The following is a 22,208-nucleotide window of genomic DNA, read 5'->3' as shown; positions in this document are numbered from 1 at the left end:
ACCTCAATTATTCCTGAATAACGACCATATCATCGCGATGCAATACTTCACTACCATAGTCGTAACCCAAAATGCCCAGGATATCTTTGCTGTGTTTTCCAATAATACGCACCATATCTTGGCTAGAATAGCTCGAAATACCACGGGCGATAAGCACCCCATTTTGATCTGTAACTCTGACGACCTCTCCTCGAGCAAATTCGCCACTGATGCGAGTCACGCCTTTTGCTAATAGGCTGCTTCCTCTGGATAACACGGCTTTCACCGCGCCATCGTCTATCACGATATCACCAGACGCGGCAGGCCCAGCCAAAATCCAACGTTTTCGGCTTTCTAGTGCCTCTTCGATGGGCAAGAAACGAGTACCTTGTGGATGCTCACTAAGAGAATCAAATACAACATTTGGTGCACTGCCAGCGGCTATAATGACTTCAATCCCAGCTCGACGAGCGATATCAGCCGCCTGCAGCTTGGTGGCCATTCCTCCTGTTCCTAAAGACGTTCCACTATCACCGGCAATTTTACGCAAAGTATCGTCAATGGTTTTCACTTCTTTGATCAGTTCAGCATTAGCATCTTTGCGAGGATCGGCGGTAAATAATCCCTTTTGATCTGTGAGTAACAGCAATTTATCGGCACTGCACAAAATACCAACAAGCGCAGATAGATTATCATTATCACCCACTTTTATTTCGCTGGTTGCAACTGCATCGTTTTCATTAACGATAGGAATAATATCGTTATTTACCAGAGCATTAATGGTGTCGCGCGCATTGAGAAAACGTTCACGATCTTCGAGATCTGCGCGAGTGAGCAGCATTTGTCCGATTTTGATCCCATAGATTCCAAACAATGCTTCCCAAGTTTGAATCAGTTGACTTTGACCGACTGCCGCAAGAAGCTGTTTATTGGCCATAGAATTAGCCAGTGCAGGATAACCTAAATGTTCTCGACCAGCAGCAATGGCACCTGATGAAACCATGACAACAGAATGGCCTTGTTTTTTAAGCTCTGCACATTGCCGTGCAAGCTCAACCATGTGAGCTCTATCTAATGCCAATGTGCCACCCGTTAATACACTGGTGCCAAACTTAATAACAACGGTTTGACGGCTTACAGCTTTTGCGCATTTTTGATTCATTATCTATCTGCTATGAAAAATAAAATAGTCTATTCACCCACGAGTAATGAAGAACTGGGTTACTACTCGGTGTACTTGAACCTGATGTTGTAACAATCAAAAAAGAAATTAACAAGCAGAAAAGGCGCTAATCAGCGCCTTTTTTTATCTAGAGTAATAGATACAAATATTTAGTTAGCTAAATTCAGCTGATTCTTTGTGGAAGTCAAGCGTCATGCCAAATTGGTTTGCTAAAGTATCGATGAGCTTTTGGTGAAATCCTTCTTGAGTACGGCAGACTTCTGCCACGGCTTTCTTAGGCAATTTCTCGTCCATCCAATCGCCTTTAGCATCATAAAGGCCAATGCGATATTTTGCCTCGAACGCTTCCCCTTCTTGTTCCAATTCTAACCACCATCCCCAAAACTCTCGTTCTTCTGGTGACTTCTTGTCGTTCACGCACACAGAAAGACAATCGAACAAGTATTTTCCTTGCTCACATTTTGCTTCTCTTAGATAAGGACCAATGGCTTTTAGCGTTGACAATAAACGGTAATGGGTTGGATTCTTTGGCTGTTCAGACATAATGAATCTCCATATTCTATATCTGTTGTAATTATGATGAGCAAAAATCAGGACCACTTAGTTTGGGTATTGCCCGTATATAAGTGTTGACTAATTTATGCGATTTGTCATCTAATTAGCTCGTCCTCCAACCACTTGATTGCCAAATCGAGCGATTGCTCATACCCCTGTGTAATTGTTTTTGCAGTGATTTTCCTTGCTTTTCCGTAGTCACTAAAAAGCGCAACTAACTGATTATCACTGTGGGGAGAGACGGGATCATTCTCCAAGCTCATGGCTAGAATGGGGACCTTTGTTCTGCGACTTGACAATATACCTTGAATCTTTAGTGACCAAGCCATCAATTGACCCGCTAAACTATTAATGTCAACCGCGTTTTTCCCCAAACGAGAAGCTAGGACATCCAGGTACATTTTGGGCATTTTTTTCAGCTTCTCTGGTGAGGACAACACATCATGGATAGGCGCCCCCAAACTTACACAGGCTTTGAGCTTATCTTGTTCAAAAAATGACAGCCTCACCATCGCATTACCACCAAAACGGAAGCCCAGTAAGCCAACTCTATGATGATCCACCCACGGAATATCAAATAACTCGTTTAGAACGACCTGATGTAGGCAAGACGTGTCTTCAGTTAAAGTCCAATGGCTGTTGTGCCCTATTGAGGGCATATCAACCGTCAACATGGCAATATTTTTCGGTGCGAGGTGGTTGCGAAACAGCTTCCAAAGATCCGTTTGTAGGCTATCTAAACCCGCACTGACCATAACAACAGGTTGAGGCTCATCTGTACTCGTTAAATGTAAATGGGCAATAATATTCTTATTTTGATAAGGAATTTCTAATTTCTTAATGATGAAGCGTGTCTTTTTCGCCGCCTCAGAATAGGCATTACTGGCAAGAACCTGAGCTTGGGAAGCCAAGTTGTCGTTTTTTAAATGAGGATACCCAGCTATGCTAAAACACAAAGATGCATTAAAAAGTTCATCTGCTGCCTCTTCCCCCATAAGCTCATCAGAGCGGTGAGAGTGCAACATCCCCAACTTAGTCCATTCATAAGTCCAATTTCCGCTATGATATCCCATGACAGTATCAAGCCATTGGTCGTAAGTTCTAGAATGTTTAGAAGACGCTATTTTGGCTAAGACTTCATCCATTTCAATAGGGTCCAAACCCTGCCATGCCCACTGCATCCGGTTGATATTTCTGTACCAATTCGCCCCCTCAGCGTCTCGTTTATCATCCAGTATCTTCTGACTACTCGGCATATACTGAGTAAGCGAGGACGTTTCTTTCGCTTGCTTGTGTTTGGTAAACAGTGTTTCCGAGAGGTTTTTGCTCACTTCATCAGGCATGGCATCACCTAGTTGTAAAGTTTTTCACATTGTATACATAAATCGGATGACAAATCAGCGCTCACTTGTCATTTAGTCACTAACCCCGCATAAAGCTGTGTCTAAAGACAAATCAAAAATGACCCATAAAGGGCCATCTCACTTAATTTGCTGCCTTGGACAGCCTAAGTTATCAAAACCTGAACTCAATTATTTCTGCTTACGGTTGATAGGCTCAATATACTGAATAGACATATCCCAAGGTTGCTCAATCCATGTTTCTTGCTCAATATCAACAACATAATCATCAAGAAGAAGCGCCCCAGAAGGTTTAGCACAGACAGCGATAAGTTTCGCTCTTGGGTATAATTCACGTAACTTACGCGCTGTATCGCCACTATCAACGAGATCTTCAACAATGAGGTATCCTTCACCATCCCCTTCAGGTACCTTAAGAAGACTCATATCACGTTGATGATCATGGTCGTAACTAGAAATACAGATCGTATCAACATAACGAATACCAAGTTCACGAGCTAAAATTGCACCGGGAACCAATCCTCCTCGACTTACTGCCCATATTCCTTTCCACTGTTCTGCTGGCATTTGCTTTTCAGCAAGCTCTCGACAGTAGGCATGCATTTGATCCCACGTAATAATGAACTTCTTAGTCATTGTAATAATCCAATCATTCGACAATTTATCCTGCCTCAATTCAGCAGGATAATCAGTATTGAAACCGTTAAGCAACCATGTACTTGATGATAAAGATAACTGACATCACCCACACACTGAGAGAGACATCCCGACATTTACCACTGCACAATTTGATTGCAGCATAAGCAATAAAACCTAGTGAAATGCCTTCTGCAATTGAAAAAGTTAAAGGCATGACTAGGCAAGTCACAACAACGGGGGCCGCTTCTGTCAAATCTCGCCAGTCGATGTTAGCTAAACCTGACAACATCAATATAGCCACATAAAACAATGCACCAGCCGTTGCATATGCGGGAATCATTCCCGCTAGGGGAGAGAAGAATAAAGCAAGTAGAAACAAAATACCAACAACAACCGCCGTTAAACCAGTACGGCCACCAGCAGCAACACCTGAAACGCTCTCAATATAAGAGGTAGTATTTGACGTCCCAAGCAAAGCCCCTACGGAAGTTGCAGTGGAGTCTGCTAATAGTGCTTTGCTCAAGCGAGGAATCTTGCCATCACTGTCCATTAGACCCGCTTTTTGGGTCACTCCCACCAAGGTCCCCGCAGTATCGAACAAATCCACAAACAGGAAGGCAAAAACAACTGAGATCATTCCTACTTCAAATACAGCAGAAAAATCCAGTTGAAGAAACGTTGGTGCAATACTCGGCGGTGCCGACATCACCCCAGCCCACTGTACATCACCAAAAACTAACCCCAACCCCGTCACAGCCAAGATTGCAATCATGACCGCGCCTTTAACTTCGCGATTGACCAAAGCAATAGTTAAGAAAAAGCCCACAGATGCTAATACAGCGGGTACCGAAGTAATCGCGCCCAGCGATACTAGAGTCGCTGGGTTGTCCACAACAATTCCTGCATTTTTTAGCGCGATAAAAGCTAAGAACAATCCAATCCCTGCTGATATACCTGTACGTAAAGAAAGTGGAATAGAATGAATGATCCATTCCCTGATCTTAAACACGCTTAGAAGAATAAAAAGTAGCCCAGAGACAAAAACAGCAGCTAACGCGACTTGCCATGTGTATCCCATTCCAAGCACGACTGCATAAGTAAAAAAGGCATTTAGCCCCATGCCGGGGGCTTGGGCTATTGGATAGTTGGCAACAAAGCCCATTATAAAACAACCAATTGCGGCTGCTAGACAAGTTGCAACGAACACAGCACCATGATCCATGCCAGCATCTGCCAAAATAGCTGGATTGACAAAAATGATGTATGCCATGGTCAGAAAAGTCGTTAGACCAGCAATAATCTCAGTTTTTACGTTTGTGCCGTGTTCGCTGAGCTTGAAGATTTTTTCGAACATAATCGAATTCCAAAGGTGAAAAAGTAAACGGTTGCGTAATCGATTGGCGGAATTATAGGGTCTAAAATTTTCAAATTCCAGACAGATTTCGTCCTCAATCAAGTATTCTATTTTTAACCTTTTAACGCCAACACAATAAGATTTGTTAAGCAGCAAAAAAAATCTTTTAAAGTTCATGAAGTAATAAAAAAACGCCACTCAAGGTGAGTGGCGGTCGAATCATATCAGTGGCAAATACACTGCTAAAAAATTCCAATCATTAGGGGTAAATGAACTTCATTCAGGAGCACCAGTTTAAGCTTGATAACCGAAACTGGATGGATAGACAAAATAACCAGTATAAACAGAGTTGCTTATCCAGAATTCTGCACATGGCAAACCTTTCATAACTATCACCTTTTCAATCAATGGAAATACACAACATTGATTTCTCAGTTCCTTGGAGGCGACAAAGCGGACTCGTCCTTTGAGCATTTTATCTTCACTTTAGAAGTTGACTTCGACTATAACCAAAGTGAAATTTAATTACAACAAAAAGAAGCTTAAATCACATTAAAAACACAAAATCAATATTATACACACCAAACCCGTAATTAAATTACACAAATGTCAATTTAGCAATGCCAAAATAAACAACTGGTATCGTATAATATTTCCAGAGTAAGGTGACGTTTATGTGACAAAAATTAGAATTTTTTGCTTACTTTTACTACTCGGTTACATCCGCTAATGATATCCTCAAAGACTCAAATTCATGGACCAAATTACGTTTTGCATCCTAGTACAAAGTTAAACATGTACCAAAGCTTGGTCTCATCACAGTAAAGGAGTCACCTGTGTCTGAATTCCACTCTGAAATTAGCGGCTTATCCCCAAGCCTTATATGGCAATTTTTCGATAAGATCTGCTCAATCCCCCACCCTTCTAAACATGAAGAAGCGCTTGCTCAATACATAGTAAACTGGGCGAAAGAGCAAGATTTAGAGGTTCGTAGAGATCCGGTTGGTAATGTATTTATCAAAAAACCAGCGACACCCGGTATGGAAAACAAAAAGGGCGTCGTACTGCAAGCTCATATCGATATGGTTCCACAGAAAAATGAAGACACGGTTCATGATTTCACTAAGGACTCAATCAAGCCCTATATTGATGGTGATTGGGTCAAAGCCAAAGGCACAACCCTTGGATCGGATAATGGTATAGGTATGGCATCATGCCTTGCCGTGTTAGCGTCGAATGATATAAAACATGGCCCATTGGAAGTATTACTGACTATTGATGAAGAAGCAGGCATGACGGGGGCTTTCGGATTACAAGCCGGTTGGTTGGAAGGAGAGATTCTGCTCAATACAGATTCTGAGCAGGAAGGCGAAGTGTATATGGGCTGTGCGGGTGGTGTCGATGGAGAAATCGTTTTCGACATCCAACGAGAACCAATTCCAGCTGGCTACAACACTCGACAACTCACGTTGAAAGGCCTTAAAGGTGGGCATTCAGGCTGCGACATCCACACAGGACGCGGTAACGCTAACAAACTCATCGCCCGCTTCCTAGCAGGCCATGCCCAAGAGCTAGATTTGCGTCTAATAGAATTTCGTGGTGGTACGTTGCGTAATGCTATTCCTCGCGAAGCTTTTGTGACTATTGCGATTCCTGCAGAAAATGAATCTAAACTGGCGAGCCTTTTTGATAGCTACACACAGCAACTACAGCAAGAGTTGGGCAAAACTGAAACCAACATCCTTTCTCTAAACCAAGAGATAGAAACCGCACAACAAGTGATTGCAGTCTCCGATCAACAACGTTTCGTTGCAGCACTTAACGCATGCCCCAATGGGGTTATCCGCATGAGTGACGACATAGAAGGGGTGGTTGAAACATCACTGAATGTAGGAGTAGTCAGTACCGACAGCAACAAACTAAGAGTGCTTTGCCTTGTTCGTTCATTAATTGATTCGGGGCGCAGTCAGGTAGAGAGCATGTTGACCTCAGTAGCAGAACTGGCAAATGCTAGCGTTACATTTTCAGGCGCTTACCCAGGTTGGAAACCCGACCCAGACTCAGAAATCATGTCGATATTCCGAGAAATGTACCAAGGCATCTATGGCCATAAACCCAATATTATGGTTATACACGCTGGCCTTGAGTGTGGACTGTTCAAAAAACCTTATCCGAACATGGATATGGTCTCATTTGGCCCAACCATAAAATTCCCCCACTCCCCTGATGAAAAAGTCAAGATAGATACGGTAGCCCTGTATTGGGAGCAAATGGTCGCATTGCTCGAAGCAATTCCAAATAAGAACTGAGTACATCAAGTCTCAATTAATAATGCTGTAGAGGCAACAAGATGCCTTTACAGCTTGTGCTCTTGACGCACTCTAATCCCTATCTTTACACCTTGACGCATTTAACACCACCAATAGATATTATTTGTCGTAAAAGTGAGTTTTTATGTTCGTCCAATTTCTAATGTATTGCTAGTATGGCGGCCTTATTTTTATAGGCGATGAGTCTCTCTTTGTGGACTTTTTTTTCATAAAACACAATAATTTAATGAAATCGTACTATATTCTTTAATCAAACGATGGTTTGGATTAATATTTTGGAAAAAGAAAAAATGATTCTTGGCTGGCGAGAAACGATTACTCTGCCAGAACTCGGAATAAGCAAAATCAACGCAAAAGTTGATACGGGTGCACGAACTTCATGTCTACATGCTTTCAAAGTAGAAAAGTTCGAAAAACAGAACCTATCATGGGCTCGATTTTGGATTCATCCCGTGCAACGCAATACAGAAGAGGAAATCATCTGTGAAGCTCCCATTATCGATGAACGAATAGTTAGAGATTCTGGAGGTCATGAAGAATCTCGCTATGTCATCAAGACCCTCTGCTCTCTCGGGGGGCAGACTTGGCCAATAGAAATCACACTCTCAAACCGTGAAAACATGTCATTTCGAATGCTTCTGGGGCGAACTGCAATGAATAAGCGTGTTGTAGTTGATCCTAGCGAATCATATTTAATCCCATTCAAGGAAAACGCTCAATGAAAATAGGTATTCTGTCACGCAATTCAAAGTTGTATTCAACTCAGCGACTGATTGAAGCAGCTCAAAATCGAGGTCACGAAGTCAAAGTTATTGATGCATTGCGCTGCTATATGAATATCAACTCAGACCAGCCTCAGATCCATTTTAAAGGTGAAGAATTGTCTGGATTTGATGCTGTCATTCCTAGAATTGGCGCTTCGGTCACCTTCTATGGCACAGCGGTACTGCGTCAGTTTGAAATGTTGGGCGTATATCCAGTCAACGAATCCGTTGCTATCACTCGTTCACGAGATAAGTTACGTTCTATGCAACTGCTCTCTCGCAAAGGTATAGGCATGCCAATCACAGGCTTTGCCAGCAAACCTGATGACGTCAAAGATCTTCTCGAAATGGTCGGTGGAACACCTGTTGTCATTAAACTCCTAGAAGGAACGCAGGGGATTGGCGTGGTATTGGCTGAGACTCGAAAAGCCGCTGAAAGTGTGATTGAAGCTTTTATGGGACTCAAAGCAAATATTATGGTTCAAGAGTACATAAAGGAAGCGGAAGGCGCTGATGTTCGCTGCTTTGTTATTGGTGACAAAGTGATTGCAGCAATGAAGCGACAAGGGGCCGAAGGTGAATTTCGCTCAAACCTGCATCGGGGCGGTAGTGCTTCTCTAACAAAAATAACACCACAAGAACGTCGAACTGCTGTTACAGCAGCGAGAATAATGGGGCTTAATGTTGCTGGCGTTGACTTGCTGAGATCGTCACGAGGACCACTGGTTATGGAGGTCAACTCATCTCCTGGTCTTGAAGGAATAGAAGCGGCGACCGGAAAAGACATTGCAGGGATGATCATCTCGTTTATCGAAAAGAATGCGGCCAGTAAAAGGACACAGACTCGTGGCAAAGGCTAAAAAAAATCGCGTATTTGAGTTTCTAGGGCAATCAATACTTCCTGGAGAAAGAAAAGTTATTGAGCTGGAAACCGCCAAACTTTATACACATTCTCCTTTATCAATACCTGTTGAAATCATCAATGGCAAACTAGCAGGGCCAGTGCTTATGGTCAATGCGGCGATTCATGGCGATGAGTTGAACGGGGTTGAAATCGTTCGCCAGCTAATAGACACCATTGAAATAGAAAAGCTCAAGGGCACGCTCGTTGCTGTGCCCATTGTCAACGTGTTCGGGTTTATTCATAAATCACGTTATCTTCCTGATAGACGAGACCTAAATCGTTGTTTTCCGGGCAGTGAAAAAGGTTCTCTCGCTTCTCGTATGGCCTACACTTTTTTCTCACAAGTGGCGAAACGTTGTGATTACATTATTGACCTTCACACGGGATCAATACATCGCACTAATTTGCCGCAAATCCGCGCAAATTTATCCAATCCAGAAACACTTCGTATCGCACAGGCCTTCGCAACCCCCGTCATTATAGATGCACAATTGCGCCCAGGATCATTACGTAGCGAAGCGGAACAACTTAGCATCCCAGTCCTGACCTACGAAGCTGGTGAAGCACTGCGTTTTGAGCCTATATGCATTAATGCGGGCTATTTGGGAGTAAAACGTGTTATGCAATCCATTGGCATGTTACGTAAGAGCCGCAAAACCTTACCTATGTCAGTAATCGCAAAGTCAACCAACTGGTTAAGAGCGGAAAGTAATGGCATTTTACGCACTATGGTAACTCTAGGAGAAAAAGTCACTCGAGGGCAAGTGCTCGCCTATATTAGTGCTCCATTAGGCCACAGTGAGATAGCATTAAAAGCACGCAAAGGCGGTATTGTAATAGGACAGCAGACGTTACCCTTGGTAAATGAAGGAGATGCTATTTTTCATCTTGCGTATTTCGAAGAGGATGATCAGGAAGTAGAGCAAGTTGTGGGAGATTTTATCGAGGAGGTATCGGATGCGGATCTTGAACCAATAACTACAGGTCAGATTACCCCATTTAATTAAACAACACCTCTGTTATGTGAGGTGTTGTTTATTGACACTTAATTAAACGAAACCCATATAACCGTTGCAACCAACACTGGACAGACGAATTTAACATACACAGGCCAACATTTTCCGAACCAGCCCAAACTAAACTCAGGATACCCTTGTTCAAGCTCCTTAATTTTTGAGTGTCGATTCCAAACCCAACCACCAAATAGGCAAAACAAAAGTGCGGCTATCGGCTGCAGATATTGAGTAGCCACTGTCGCAACCAGTCCAAATAAATCGCCAAAGTTAAACACGATTACGGTACTAAAGAGCGCAATCAGCCCGCCCAACACCCAACTTGTCGAACTACGCTTGGTGTTAAATCTCTCGCCAACTAAAGCAACAGGACATTCCAACATCGAGATAGATGAGGTTAACGCCGCAATCGTCAGCAGAGCAAAGAACACAACAGCAAATAGCTGTCCCAAAAATCCCAAACTATCAAACATCAAAGGAAGTACGGTAAATACTAACGTATCTGAGCTCAGAAGAGAGCCATCATCTGCATAGATCTGAACACCTTTGTGCATGGCGACAAACATAGCAGGCATGACCACTAACCCTGCAATAAAAGCAACCGAGGTATCAACAAGAGTTACATGCATCGCCATTTTGGGTAGGTTTTCTTTCTTACTTAGGTAGGAGCCATAAATCAGCATAGAGCAGCCACCTATAGTCAAAGAAAAGAAGCCTTGTCCCATAGCCGCCAAAATCAACTTACCATCCATTACCCGACTAAAGTCCGGAACTAAATAGTGTTTTAATCCTTCCATTGCGCCGGTTTGAGTCATGATGTACACAAACAATAATCCAAACAGAATAAACAACGCAGGCATTAGACGAGTCGACCACTTTTCAATCCCCTGCTTAACGCCCCCTTGGACAATTAAAATCGTTAGCACGTAAAAAACCAAAGTACCAAATAAGTTGCGCTCAACACTAAACCCTTGTAGCCACTTAGTCGCAAATTCCAAGCCCATTATTTCAGTAACAGCACCAAGGAGAAAGCAGATAAGCCACCCTCCGACAATACTGTAAAAGGCCAGAACCAAACTGGGTACACTCAAACCAATCCAACCGACCATAGCACCAAATTTTTGCATAGTTTGGTGAGAGGTTAGCGAACGCATACTATCCACAGGGTTAGCTTGTCCATGGCGGCCAATTGCCATCTCAACCACAAGCATTGGAAAAGCAACGACCAAAATCATGACCAAATAAACAAGTAAAAAGGCACCGCCGCCATTACTTGCTGCCTGAGTCGGAAATCCCCATATGTTTCCTAACCCTACAGCAGCACCTGCCGCTGCTAAGATAAAACCTAAACGGGAGCCAAAATGCTCCCGTGATTCAAAATTGTCTGTTGGTGTCATATGACCCTATATATTGTATTTGCAAACTAGTTGGCTAGTACAATATTACAATCATTGGTTTCACTCCAGATTTGTGATTAACGAATCACCACTTACTCAGAAAAAGCAAGATCACAGCTCGTAAAAAAATATTTACGATAATAATTATCTCACCAAGTTGATTACAAATTTGCCCCAAAGCGATGGCAAAAGTAGAAAAAGAGCGCCGAAAGCGCTCCATGGTAACGATCTGTTAAGATGTAGTGTGTTACGACTAAATAGTGAACATTTGGTAGTCTTGAAGCTGCGGAATGATTTGATGTAACTCTTGCTCTTCTTCTGCAAGGTCATCCAAAGAATCACAAAACTCTTGGCTTTGCTGCTCAACTTTTCCAGCATGTTGTTTCAACCTATTCGCGATACGCTCTTTAAGCTCACTCATGGTTTCAGCCATTTTCGTAAGGTTAAGTCCCTCTTCGGCTTTCATTTTCTCTGACATTGCACTAAACGCACTGGATATAAACTCCTCATTGAAAAGTTTTTTAGCGCTTTCAAAGTCCTGTGACCAAGTCTCACTTAACGAAGAAAAACTGTCTGCCGGTAGAATTAAGTCTCCATCTTTATAATATCTTTGTTCGATGTCGTCATAAAACGCCTGCATCGACGCTTTAACATTATCAAATGCCTCAGGTGCATCGAAACTCTCACCAACATCATCAATAATTTCGTTTGCCAACGCCAACCCATCACGAGCCATTTGCTTTGCCCGAGGAAGGTAATCATTTAAATGAGTACGATAATCTGATATTGCCTTTTGTTGCTCAGGCTCAAGAGTGACTTCTTTTCCCTCAATCATCAGTCTATTTTGCGAATCTACCACCGCAGTATTGCCGTCTTGTTGATGAATCTCTAGCCTCTCACCATTCAGCCTAATGTCATTTTTTAAATCAACTTTACACTGAGCCGCGTTCAACTGGCTTACCATCATCAGCAAAGGAATAGTCAAAAGCACTTGTTTCATTTTTATCTCGCTTTATTGAATACCTACAAACCGTATCAAACTATTTATTAGTTTGCGTCAAATTATTGTATCTATTTGGTAACTAAAGTTTGTTTGACCAACCTGATAGTCAACATCATCACCGATAGATTTGCCTTTTATTGCTTTTCCTAGCGGCGAGGCTAATGTCACAACCATTACTTGTTGCTGTTGGTAGTCAACCTTAAGTCCTCCAGCACAAGGAGCAATAAAAAACCACTGACATTCATCACTATCATCCAAAAGACAGACCAAACATCCAAGAGCGACATGTTCCATATTCGTTGGGATTGACAATTGTTTCATCTGGCTAAGTTCACGCTCGCACTCTTCCGCTCGCATAGCTTGACCGTGAGCTAAATAGGAGGCTTCAAGCGCGAGTGTATCGTATTTATGCTCAGGAACAGTCTCTTCATCGGTTGCTGACTCTATCGCTCTTTGAGTTGATCTCTGTGCGATGATTAGAGACTTTTCCATCTCCAACACTATTACTTGCAGTAGCTCAATTTTATTCATACTAAAATCATGTTCCTTGGCGGACAATCTCTCTAGAATACTATTCCAAGCCCTTTTGTCCCACTGGTAATGAAAATGCAAACTCAAGAGCACCATCAAACTATCTACTCAAACTTGAAACAACACTTCGGTTTTGAGCAGCTGAGGGAAGGTCAATACCAAGTTATCGACAAGGTTTTGAGTGGAAAATCATGTGCGGCTATCTTTCCTACAGGTTCAGGAAAATCGCTGTGTTACCAGTTATCCGCTTTATGTCTCCCTAACCTCACATTGGTGATTTCGCCTTTACTTGCCCTTATGAAGGATCAGTTAACTTTTCTGCGCAGTAAAGAAATAGCCGCCGCGTCGCTCCATTCAAATCAGAGTAAAGAAGAAGTTCAAGCAATAATGACAGGAGTAGAAAAGGGAGAGACAAAGATTTTAATGGTTGCAGTAGAACGGATGAAAAATGAACGCTTTCGTCATTTTTTATCCCAGCAAGCCATTTCCTTATTGGTGGTCGATGAGGCCCATTGTATTTCTGAGTGGGGACACAACTTTCGTCCTGATTACCTAAAGCTTCCCCAAATTCAACGACAGCTATCCATACCTCAAGTTTTGCTTCTCACCGCAACAGCGACACAAGCTGTGCTGGACGATATGAGCCTCAAATTCAATATCAATAAGAGCGACATCACTGTCACAGGGTTCTACCGTCCCAATCTGGATATTTCTGTCCTTCCTTGCTTGGCTGAAGACAAAGAAGCGGTCTTACTTGATACTATTAATCAAGCTCCCAAACTCTCAACTATCGTGTATGTTACCCAACAAAATACCGCAGAAAATATTGCCAAGATTTTGGCCACTAAAGGCATTGAAGCTGCGGCATATCATGCTGGACTAGGAAATGATGAGAGAGAGTCTGTCCAGAATAATTTCATGTCGGGTAAGGTCGATTGTATTGTGGCCACCATCGCATTTGGAATGGGAGTAGATAAAGCAGATATTCGCCGCATCATTCATTTTGATTTACCAAAATCAATTGAAAATTATGCCCAAGAAATTGGCCGAGCAGGCAGAGATGGGCTTACTTCGTACTGTACATTGCTCGGCAACGAGCAAGGCGTTTGTATATTGGAGAATTATATTTATGGTGACACACCAGACTACATCGAAATCCTTAGTGTTATCGAGCAAGCAACTTGCCATTCCCCTCAATGGGAAGTGATTATTTCAAGACTTTCCAGCGAAAGTAACATTCGCCAACTACCACTAAAAACACTTTTAGTTTATTTGGAATTACATCAAGTTATCACCACTCAATATAGCTACTTTGCCGAATATCGATTTAGATTTTTGATACCACAAGATGAAATCGTCAACCGCTTTAGCGGCGAACGACAAGCCTTTACTCAAGCGCTATTTGGTAGCGCGACTAAGGCAAAAATTTGGTGCCAAGTTGACTTTGATCACCTTTGGCATAGCTATAAAGGTGAACGAAATAGAGCCATATCTGCATTGGATTATTTTCATCAGCAAGGATGGATAGAGCTAGAAAGCAAACTTATGACTGAAGTCTATCGAGTCAATGACCTCAAAATATCAAAAGAAAAAATTGCTCAACAGCTGTGGGAATTATTCAAAAATAAACAGCGCAGTGATATCTCGAGAATTCATCACATGCTCGCTCTTTTAAAATCCGAACAATGTCTAAGTCATGGCCTAGCGAATTACTTCTCTGACCTAAATGCACCAAAACAATGCGGCCATTGTAGCGTATGTAGAGGCGAGACTAAGGCATGGCCTGAACCAGCGAGTACCCGCATGTCTGTAACCAAGATCGGTAAATGGCTACGAGAGCTCGATAAAGTCGCACCATCTGCTCTATCTAATACATTAAAGGCTAAGTTTTTATGTGGGATTACCACACCCATGTTTACCAAAATTAAAGCCAAAAATATCACTGGATTTGGACAACTCAGTCACTCCCCGTACCAACAAGTACTGGATGAGATAGCGCATCAAAAGCTAAACTCAGAAAAAACTTAACTGCTGAACATCATCTTCCGGTTTTAGCATCACGTTCAAGCCAAGCAGTCGAATCTCTCGCCCTTTTTGGCGCTTAAGAATGTCGCAAAGCAATACTTTAAAGTAATTTAAATCTAATTCTGGGTGAATGTGCTCTATGGTCGTCTGTTTAAAATCAGCAAATTTAAGCTTAACACCCTGCTTAAGTATTGATTTCTCCTTAGAGACTTTAGCCAATCTTATTTCAAGCTCTGGAAACAACTTAGTTTCAATAAGCTGCCAACACTGCTCATAAGTGATAATGTTCTGGCACAAAGTCGTCTCAACGCCCACAGATTTGCGCTCTCTTTCAACCACGACAGGTCGCTCATCAATACCATGACTTTTACTCCATAAAGAAGCTCCCAAACGGCCAAAATCTAAAAGTAAGTCACGATAATCACAGTTTTTAACATCTAAGCAGGTATACAAACCTGCTTTGTGCAATTTGGCTAAGCTTACTCGCCCCACCCCAGGAATTTTTTCCAGCGGCAATCGGTCAATCTCTTGCTGCACATGGCTGGGGGGAATTACATATTGACCATTAGGCTTATTTAAATCTGAAGCCACCTTGGCAAGGAATTTAAGCGGTGCGACCCCAGCTGAAGCCGTCAGATTTAATTCTTCAAAAATATCATTGCGAATGGCTTGTGCAATTAAAGTCGCAGAACCTTTATACAGCTGACAGTCGGTTACATCCAAATAGGCTTCATCTAACGATAAAGGTTCGATAAGAGACGTATAGCGAGAAAAAATCCTCCTGATATGCTGTGAAGCTTGTTTATAAACCTGCATACGACCAGGGACCACAACAAGATTCGGGCACAAGGTTAGTGCTTTCCCAGTCGGCATTGCGCTCCTAACGCCATACTTCCGCGCTTCGTAGTTGCAGGTACTGATAACCCCTCTCTGCTTTTCTCTTCCGCCAACAGCTAAAGGTTGGTTACGATAACTTGGATTGTCGCGCATCTCCACAGCAGCGTAAAAGCAGTCCATATCAATATGGATAATTTTTCTTATTCTCGTCTCAACCATAATAGCAACAATAAAACTGTATATAAAAACAGTATAATATTATTTTACGTATACACCAAGATTGAAAATCATTTGCACAGATTCTTCGTGTCTGGGTAAGTCGCTATTGATAATGGAGATTGTAATAAAAGTTTTAGATGGGAGTGATATGAGGATAAATAAATCAGATCTATTAGATGAAAAACCCGACACTCAGTCGGGTTTAAATGTTCTATGCTATGCGGTCTTTTTCCCACTCAGCCAGCTTCTCAGCACGCAAAGCCTCTCGTGCTTCACGCTTTTTACGTGCATCACAAGGCTCTGGACAGTTGCATACCTTATCCACTCCTACTGCACCAAGACCACCGCAACTGCCCTTTACGACTTTCTTTTGAAATATGTAACCGACTGACATTGCAGTTACAAAGGCGATAAAAATACCAAATGTGATAAAAAATGTACTCATAACAACATACTCATTTATTATTATTTATTAATATATGGCTTATACGCGTTCGATGCCAGTTCTACAAAGCCATCATTTGATTTTACAATCATAAAAACGGGAATATTGTTTTCATTGGCTATCTTCATACCCTTTTCCTCACCCAGCACCATCAAGCCCGTTGCAAGACCATCCGCCGTCATGGATGACTTATCAAGCACAGTAACAGATACCACTTTATGATTGATAGGCTTACCCGTTTCTGGATTAATAATATGCGAATACCTCACACCATCTCTTTCAAAATAGTTGCGATAATCCCCTGATGTCGCGATGGCCATATCTCCGGGCTCAATAATTTCCTGTATCGCTCGTTCATCAACACTTGGTTTCTCAATGGCAATTCGCCATTTAACGCCTTCACGGTTCAAGCCTTTGAGACGCATCTCACCACCGACTTCAACCATATAATTTAGTATGCCTTGCGACTCAATATAATCCGCTACCACATCAACACCCCACCCTTTAGCTATGGTAGAGAGATCAACGTACAAATTGGGGATGTCTTTCAAAAGCGCATTACCATCAACACTTAAATGTTGAATTCCAGTATTAGTTCTGCGTTTTTCAAGCTCACTCTCACTAGGAACCACTTCAGGGCGTGCTTCAGGACCAAACCCCCATAGATTGACAAGTGGACCAACCGTTACATCCAAAGCCCCTAATGTCAGCTTATTGATACGAATGGCCTCTTTTACGACGGTTGCCGTCTGCGTTGATACTTCAAAGGGTTGTGAACTTTCACTTTGATTAAAGCGACTTAATTCAGAATCGGCACGATAGGTCGACATCTGATCGTTGACTTGTTCAAGCAAACGATCAATTTCTTTATGCAGAGCATCAGGTGAAGGCTGATCTTCACTGACAATATACTTAATGTTGTATGTCGTCCCCATCGTAGGACCACTAAGGTGGATTTGGTCAACTGGCTTTTCACAACCAGCTATGACGAAGAGAGAAGCAAAAACAACAAGCCACTTTTTCACTTGTTTGACTCCTTATAACGGAAATGAGAACAGAATATAAATCTGGATTCAAGATTCATTTTCTAATATCACTTTAAAACACAAAGCAGAAAAAATAATGGCTGACCTTTAAGGTCAGCCATATATATCAATAACTTAAAGTGTTATCCACCAAAGTCATCGAGCAGGATATTTTCATCCTCGACACCAAGGTCTTTCAGCATACCAATAACAGCAGCATTCATCATTGGTGGACCACACATGTAGTACTCACAGTCTTCAGGCGCTTCATGGTCCTTCAGATAGTTTTCATACAATACGTTGTGAATGAAACCCGTATAGCCATCCCAATTATCTTCAGGCATAGGATCTGACAGAGCACAGTGCCAAACAAAGTTATCGTTCTCTGCTTGCAGTCCATCGAAATCTTCCACATAGAACATTTCACGCTTGGAACGAGCACCATACCAGAAAGACATCTTACGCGAAGATTTTAGACGCTTAAGTTGATCAAAGATATGAGAACGCATTGGTGCCATACCCGCACCGCCGCCAACGAAGACCATTTCATTGTCAGTATCTTTGGCAAAGAACTCACCAAACGGTCCAGAAATCGTACACTTGTCACCTTCTTTCAGAGACCAAATATACGAAGACATAATGCCAGGTGGAACATTAGGGTTATTCGGCGGAGGCGTAGCAATACGGACGTTAAGCATGATAATGCCTTCTTCTTCCGGGTAGTTCGCCATTGAGTATGCACGAATCGTCTCGTCGTTTACCTTAGATTCATAACGGAACAAGTTAAACTTGTCCCAATCTTCACGATATTCTTGCGGAATATCGTAGTCTGCGTATTTGACATGGTGAGCAGGTGCTTCAATTTGAATGTAACCACCCGCACGGAAAGGTACAGATTCACCATCAGGAATCTGTATCTTAAGCTCTTTGATAAAGGTGGCCTTGTTATCGTTAGAAATAACGGTACATTCCCACTTCTTAACACCAAAGATTTCTTCAGGAAGTTCAATATCCATGTCAGTTTTCATTGCAACCTGACATGCAAGACGTTCACCTTCGCGAGCTTCACCTTTCGTAATATGATCAAGCTCGGTTGGTAGTATATCACCACCACCTGATTTAATTTTCACGCGACATTGGCCACATGAGCCACCGCCACCACAAGCGGAAGAAACGAATACGCCAGCACCAGCTAGAGCACCCAGAAGCTTACCACCTGGTTGTGTCACGATGGCCAAAGATGGGTCATCGTTAACAGAGATTGTAATGTCACCTGTTGGTACAAGCTTAGACTTAGCGAATAAAATCACCAGTACTAGAGCCAGTACAATCAGAGTAAACATCACTACACCAAGAATAATGTCCATTGACTATTCCTTTATTGTTGCGGTCTACCCGACTTACAGTTGAACACCAGAGAAAGACATAAAGCCTAACGCCATAAGACCTACTGTTATAAACGTGATCCCTAAACCACGTAAACCAGGAGGTACGTCTGAGTACTTCATCTTCTCACGGATACCTGCAAGAGCGACGATCGCCAACATCCATCCCACACCTGAGCCAAACCCATAAACGACTGATTCAGCGAAGTTATAGTCACGTTGTACCATAAAAGAGACACCACCAAAGATCGCACAGTTTACTGTAATCAATGGTAAGAAGATGCCAAGCGCGTTGTACAGAGGCGGAAAGAAACGATCCAAGACCATTTCTAGAATCTGTACTAAAGCCGCAATAACACCGATAAAGGTGATAAAGTTTAGGAAGCTAAGGTCAACCCCTGCTACCAAGGCATTCTCTTTCAATACTAGGTTATAGACAAGATTGTTAACGGGTACAGAAATCGTCAGTACCACCACAACTGCTACACCAAGACCGAAGGAGGTCTTTACTTTCTTAGATACAGCCAAAAATGTACACATACCCAAGAAGAACGACAAAGCCATGTTCTCGATAAAAACCGATTTAACTAACAGACTAATGTAATGTTCCATGACTCTCTTACTCCTTCGCTTCTACTTGTTCTGGCTTGAATGTACGAAGCACCCAAATCAGGAAGCCAATTAAGAAGAATGCCGATGGCGCAAGCAACATCAGACCATTTGGCTGATACCAACCACCATTGCTCACTAGAGGCAATATCTCCATTCCAAATAACTTACCTGAACCAAGCAATTCACGGAAGAAGCCGACAGTGATAAGAACGAAACCATAACCTAAACCATTACCGATACCGTCAATAAACGATGGTAAAGGCGCAGACTTCATTGCAAATGCTTCAGCGCGTCCCATTACAATACAGTTAGTAATGATTAGGCCTACAAACACCGAAAGCTGCTTGGATATGTCATACAAATAGGCTTTAAGTATTTGGTCAACCACGATAACGAGAGAGGCGATAATTGCCATTTGGACAATAATACGCACACTATTTGGTATGTGATTGCGGATTAAAGAAACACAGAAGTTAGACATGGCAGTAACAAATGTCACGGCCAACGTCATAACAAAGGCTGTTTCTAGTTTGGTTGTTACTGCAAGCGCAGAACAGACACCAAGTACCTGAAGCGCAATTGGGTTGTTATCCAACACCGGCGCTAAAATACTCTTTTTAATGTTTTGTGCACTAGACATTAGTTCAGACCTCCGTCACGAACTTTTGCTAGGAACGGGCCAAAACCCATATCACCTAACCAGAAGTCAAATGTATGCTGAACGCCATTACTGGTTAGTGTTGCGCCAGATAGACCATCAACACCATGTTCAGAACCAGCTGGCGCACCACCTTTCACCACTTTGATAGCGGGTTTGTGGTTCTCATCAAACAATTTCTTGCCGACCCACTGAGCTCTCCATGAAGGGTTCTCAACCTCACCACCAAGTCCTGGGGTTTCACCTTGCTCGTAATAGGTAATACCCGAGACAGTATTGCCATCGGTTTCTACAGCAATAAAGGCATACATCATCGACCAAAGACCATTCCCATGAACAGGAAGAATGACACGAGAAATAGTGTCATCCTGTTTGACCAAATAAACGGTACCCAAATTGGCACGTCGAATGATCTTCGCTTCGTCTTGCTCAGGACTTAGCTTGATTGACTGTGCTGGATCTTTAGCTGCTTTACGCTGGTCATATGTCGCTGCATTGCCATCAACAAAATCACCCGTTTTAAAATCGACTAAACGAGCTTCAATATATTCAGAAAAAAGTTCAGGAACTTTCTTTCCTTCAGTGTCAATACCAGCGACTTCAATAATCTTGGTTTGCTTGTCCAGTACAGCGTTCGCTTTTTGCTGGTCACGCAAACCTACAGCGGCTGTTGATACTATGATTGAACACACAAGGCTCAATCCGATAACAACACCCAGCGTCTTTTTAATGCTGTCGTTATTACTTGCCATAACGTGCTAATCTCCGCTTGATGTTCTTCTCGATAACTATATGGTCGAACAGAGGTGCAAACAGGTTCGCAAACAGAATCGCAAGCATCATACCCTCAGGGTAAGCTGGATTCACAACACGAATTAATACACACATCACACCAATCAGTGCGCCGTACCACCATTTTGCTTTGTTAGTAAACGAAGCTGATACAGGGTCAGTTGCCATGAAGAACATACCGAATGCAAAACCACCTAATACTAGGTGCCAATGCCAAGGCATGTTAAACATTGGATTGGTATCAGAACCGATGAGATTAAATATTGTTGCGGCCGCAATCATACCAATCATCACACCCGCGATGATTCGCCATGACGCAATTCGCATATAAACGATCATGGCTGCGCCAATCATGAGTGCTAAAGTCGATACTTCGCCAATCGAGCCCGGAATATTACCAATGAACGCGTCCATCCATGAAATTGGAGCGCCTGTCACTGTATTCATCAGCGCACCGCTACCACCTTGTGCCCATTGACTCAAAGCCGTTGCACCAGAGAAACCATCGGCAGCAGTCCACACAACATCACCAGAGATCTGTGCTGGGTATGCAAAGAACAAGAAAGCACGACCAGCCAGTGCAGGGTTCAGGAAGTTACGTCCAGTACCACCAAAAATCTCCTTGGCCACGACAACACCGAAGGTAATACCTAATGCTGCTTGCCAGAGAGGAAGCGTTGGCGGAACGATGAGCGCAAACAAGATGGAAGTGACGAAGAACCCTTCGTTAACTTCGTGCTTACGCACCATGCAGAAAAGCACTTCCCAAAAACCACCAACGATAAACACGGTTGCGTAAATAGGTAGGAAGTAGGTCGCACCTAGAAGCATTTTACTGCCCCAACCAGCATCAGCGGCAAGAGAGCCACCGACCATCTCTGTCAGCCAATAGTGCCAGTTACCAGCAGCAATTGAAGCAAACTGATCACCAGTATACATGTGGTTAAGAGCCGCTATTGCTTGGCCACCCGCGTTATACATTCCCCAGAACATCGCAGGGAATACCGCTAACCAAACCATGATCATGATACGTTTTAAATCAACGCTATCACGAACATGTGAACTTTTCTTTGTTGTTAAACCTGGAGTGTAGAATACCGTCGCAACAGCTTCGTACAACGCAAACCATTTTTCATGTTTACCACCAGGCTCAAAATGATGTTCAATGTCTTCAAGATATTTTTTAAGAGCCATGAA

At 42.6% G+C, this 22,208-nt stretch carries 22 protein-coding genes; 5 read left to right on the top strand and 17 right to left on the bottom strand.

Going from position 1 to position 22,208, the window contains the following annotated elements:
• Window positions 1-7: 7 nt before the first annotated feature.
• The 6 genes from proB to vcdP all read right to left on the bottom strand — a co-directional run bounded on the left by proB (window position 8) and on the right by vcdP (window position 5,458).
• Window positions 8-1,141: a glutamate 5-kinase gene (proB, locus tag QQK21_RS05255; protein ID WP_284191142.1), complete on the bottom strand. Its 1,134-nt coding sequence runs from the start codon at window positions 1,139-1,141 to the stop codon at window positions 8-10.
• A 174-nt stretch (window positions 1,142-1,315) separates the two neighbouring features.
• Window positions 1,316-1,705: a sigma factor-binding protein Crl gene (crl, locus tag QQK21_RS05250; RefSeq protein WP_284191141.1), complete on the bottom strand. Its 390-nt coding sequence runs from the start codon at window positions 1,703-1,705 to the stop codon at window positions 1,316-1,318.
• Between the two features lie 107 nt (window positions 1,706-1,812).
• Window positions 1,813-3,060 (bottom strand): esterase FrsA, encoded by a 1,248-nt coding sequence (gene frsA, locus QQK21_RS05245; RefSeq protein ID WP_284191140.1) that lies wholly within the window; start codon window positions 3,058-3,060, stop codon window positions 1,813-1,815.
• Window positions 3,061-3,249: 189 nt separating this feature from the next.
• The gene (gpt, locus tag QQK21_RS05240; protein ID WP_284191139.1) at window positions 3,250-3,714 is read right to left on the bottom strand and encodes a xanthine phosphoribosyltransferase; all 465 of its coding nucleotides are present in this window, start codon (window positions 3,712-3,714) and stop codon (window positions 3,250-3,252) included.
• A gap of 67 nt (window positions 3,715-3,781) precedes the next feature.
• A complete protein-coding gene (locus QQK21_RS05235) occupies window positions 3,782-5,071 on the bottom strand; it encodes an NCS2 family permease (protein ID WP_284191138.1) in 1,290 nt (429 codons plus the stop codon).
• Between the two features lie 294 nt (window positions 5,072-5,365).
• Complete coding sequence (gene vcdP / locus QQK21_RS22405) at window positions 5,366-5,458, bottom strand: small protein VcdP (protein ID WP_488803716.1); 93 nt, start codon at window positions 5,456-5,458, stop codon at window positions 5,366-5,368.
• Window positions 5,459-5,907: 449 nt separating this feature from the next.
• Here vcdP and QQK21_RS05230 point away from each other — a divergent pair, with 449 nt between their 5' ends.
• The 4 genes from QQK21_RS05230 (at window position 5,908) to QQK21_RS05215 (ending at window position 10,076) form a co-directional block, all read left to right on the top strand.
• Window positions 5,908-7,380, top strand: coding sequence for an aminoacyl-histidine dipeptidase (locus QQK21_RS05230; RefSeq protein WP_284191137.1), 1,473 nt, complete (start codon window positions 5,908-5,910; stop codon window positions 7,378-7,380).
• Between the two features lie 311 nt (window positions 7,381-7,691).
• On the top strand, window positions 7,692-8,123 hold the full coding sequence (locus QQK21_RS05225; protein WP_284191354.1) for an ATP-dependent zinc protease family protein: 432 nt from the start codon (window positions 7,692-7,694) through the stop codon (window positions 8,121-8,123).
• On the top strand, window positions 8,120-9,025 hold the full coding sequence (rimK, locus tag QQK21_RS05220; protein WP_284191136.1) for a 30S ribosomal protein S6--L-glutamate ligase: 906 nt from the start codon (window positions 8,120-8,122) through the stop codon (window positions 9,023-9,025). The genes QQK21_RS05225 and rimK overlap by 4 nt, the downstream gene beginning before the upstream one ends.
• Window positions 8,985-10,076 (top strand): succinylglutamate desuccinylase/aspartoacylase family protein, encoded by a 1,092-nt coding sequence (locus tag QQK21_RS05215; RefSeq protein WP_284191135.1) that lies wholly within the window; start codon window positions 8,985-8,987, stop codon window positions 10,074-10,076. The genes rimK and QQK21_RS05215 overlap by 41 nt, the downstream gene beginning before the upstream one ends.
• A 38-nt stretch (window positions 10,077-10,114) precedes the next feature.
• Here the strand turns inward: QQK21_RS05215 and QQK21_RS05210 are convergent, their stop codons facing one another.
• The 3 genes from QQK21_RS05210 to QQK21_RS05200 all read right to left on the bottom strand — a co-directional run bounded on the left by QQK21_RS05210 (window position 10,115) and on the right by QQK21_RS05200 (window position 13,013).
• Window positions 10,115-11,479, bottom strand: coding sequence for a sodium-dependent transporter (locus QQK21_RS05210; RefSeq protein ID WP_284191134.1), 1,365 nt, complete (start codon window positions 11,477-11,479; stop codon window positions 10,115-10,117).
• A 253-nt stretch (window positions 11,480-11,732) separates the two neighbouring features.
• Complete coding sequence (locus tag QQK21_RS05205) at window positions 11,733-12,479, bottom strand: YggN family protein (protein WP_284191133.1); 747 nt, start codon at window positions 12,477-12,479, stop codon at window positions 11,733-11,735.
• Between the two features lie 57 nt (window positions 12,480-12,536).
• A complete protein-coding gene (locus QQK21_RS05200; RefSeq protein WP_284191132.1) occupies window positions 12,537-13,013 on the bottom strand; it encodes a GreA/GreB family elongation factor in 477 nt (158 codons plus the stop codon).
• A gap of 75 nt (window positions 13,014-13,088) precedes the next feature.
• On the opposite strand from QQK21_RS05200, the gene QQK21_RS05195 reads away from it, so the two are divergent.
• Window positions 13,089-15,041: a RecQ family ATP-dependent DNA helicase gene (locus tag QQK21_RS05195; protein WP_284191131.1), complete on the top strand. Its 1,953-nt coding sequence runs from the start codon at window positions 13,089-13,091 to the stop codon at window positions 15,039-15,041.
• On the opposite strand, the gene dinB is transcribed toward QQK21_RS05195, so the two are convergent.
• From dinB to QQK21_RS05155, 8 genes are all read right to left on the bottom strand, one after another.
• Complete coding sequence (gene dinB, locus QQK21_RS05190; protein ID WP_284191130.1) at window positions 15,027-16,094, bottom strand: DNA polymerase IV; 1,068 nt, start codon at window positions 16,092-16,094, stop codon at window positions 15,027-15,029. The genes QQK21_RS05195 and dinB overlap by 15 nt on opposite strands.
• 211 nt (window positions 16,095-16,305) lie before the next feature.
• Entirely contained in the window at window positions 16,306-16,539 is a 234-nt protein-coding gene (nqrM, locus tag QQK21_RS05185) for a (Na+)-NQR maturation NqrM (RefSeq protein WP_284191129.1), read from the bottom strand.
• A 20-nt stretch (window positions 16,540-16,559) separates the two neighbouring features.
• The gene (locus QQK21_RS05180; RefSeq protein ID WP_284191128.1) at window positions 16,560-17,564 is read right to left on the bottom strand and encodes an FAD:protein FMN transferase; all 1,005 of its coding nucleotides are present in this window, start codon (window positions 17,562-17,564) and stop codon (window positions 16,560-16,562) included.
• Window positions 17,565-17,707: 143 nt separating this feature from the next.
• Complete coding sequence (gene nqrF / locus QQK21_RS05175; RefSeq protein ID WP_284191127.1) at window positions 17,708-18,931, bottom strand: NADH:ubiquinone reductase (Na(+)-transporting) subunit F; 1,224 nt, start codon at window positions 18,929-18,931, stop codon at window positions 17,708-17,710.
• A gap of 33 nt (window positions 18,932-18,964) precedes the next feature.
• Window positions 18,965-19,561: an NADH:ubiquinone reductase (Na(+)-transporting) subunit E gene (gene nqrE, locus QQK21_RS05170; protein WP_284191126.1), complete on the bottom strand. Its 597-nt coding sequence runs from the start codon at window positions 19,559-19,561 to the stop codon at window positions 18,965-18,967.
• Window positions 19,562-19,568: 7 nt separating this feature from the next.
• Window positions 19,569-20,201, bottom strand: a complete 633-nt coding sequence (locus tag QQK21_RS05165) for an NADH:ubiquinone reductase (Na(+)-transporting) subunit D (protein WP_284191125.1) — start codon at window positions 20,199-20,201, stop codon at window positions 19,569-19,571.
• Entirely contained in the window at window positions 20,201-20,971 is a 771-nt protein-coding gene (locus tag QQK21_RS05160) for a Na(+)-translocating NADH-quinone reductase subunit C (RefSeq protein WP_284191124.1), read from the bottom strand. The genes QQK21_RS05165 and QQK21_RS05160 overlap by 1 nt, the downstream gene beginning before the upstream one ends.
• On the bottom strand, window positions 20,961-22,205 hold the full coding sequence (locus QQK21_RS05155; protein WP_284191123.1) for an NADH:ubiquinone reductase (Na(+)-transporting) subunit B: 1,245 nt from the start codon (window positions 22,203-22,205) through the stop codon (window positions 20,961-20,963). The genes QQK21_RS05160 and QQK21_RS05155 overlap by 11 nt, the downstream gene beginning before the upstream one ends.
• Window positions 22,206-22,208: the final 3 nt, after the last annotated feature.

Origin of the sequence: Vibrio zhanjiangensis (assembly GCF_030161235.1) — a bacterium.
Lineage (GTDB): Bacteria > Pseudomonadota > Gammaproteobacteria > Enterobacterales > Vibrionaceae > Vibrio > Vibrio zhanjiangensis.
The sequence above is the reverse complement of the archived record's forward strand: the minus strand, read 5'-3'. Positions and strand labels throughout refer to the sequence as shown.